Genomic DNA, 771 nt, shown 5'->3' on the forward strand with positions numbered 1-771 from the left:
TTTTTCGGCCTTGGGTCTTGAGCCCAAGGCACTCAGCAGCCCCATCCCGGCCCCGGCAGCACCGGAGGCCCCGAAGACCCTCCCCCTCAGGATAGTACCATGACACAGCTTCCCGCTTCCCTTCGCCTGACCCGCCGCAGCCTTCTGGTTGGATCTGCCGCGCTGACCGTTGCCTCGCTTGGCGGTACCGCCTTCGCCGAAGAGGCCGGTGGCGATCTGGTTTTCCTCATCGACTCGCTGGGACCAACCTGGATTCCGAACAATTCTTCGATCTCCAGCTTTCAGGGCCATATCTGGGGCCATGTGACCGACAAGCTGGTTTATGTCGATGAAAAGGGCGCCGTGTCGCCCTGGCTGGCGGAAAGCTGGACGCAGAACGACACGGCGACCGAGTTCACCCTGAAGCTGAAACCGGGCGTCACCTTCTCGGACGGGTCGGCGGTGGATGCGGCGGCGGTCGTGGCCAATCTGGACATCTGGTACGCTGGCCGGACCGAGGACGGGATCAACCCGATCGGCCTGTTCCCCAAGACCTATGACCATGCCGAGGCCCTTGATCCCGCCACGGTGAAGGTGGTCTTCAAGAAGCCCACGCTGGGTTTCATTCCGACCCTGGGCTATCACGGCTCGATCCTGATTTCGCCCAAGACCCTGGCAAGTCCGGCCTCCGAACAGGCCAATCTGTCCAAGACCGTGGCGAGCGGCCCCTATCTGGTGAACAGTTGGAAAGAGGGCGATTTCGTCAAGCTGGTGAAGCGGGCAGATTACGAC

The 771-nt window shown here is 62.1% G+C and carries 1 protein-coding gene; it reads left to right on the plus strand.

Annotation, left to right across the window (positions count from 1 at the left end):
- Nucleotides 1–99 precede the first annotated feature (99 nt).
- The coding region (locus AC1DVR_RS23760) for an ABC transporter substrate-binding protein (RefSeq protein ID WP_478003088.1) at nt 100–771 on the plus strand (672 nt) is incomplete at its 3' end.

It is taken from the genome of Rhodobacter sp. P2_H5 (genome assembly GCF_056403335.1).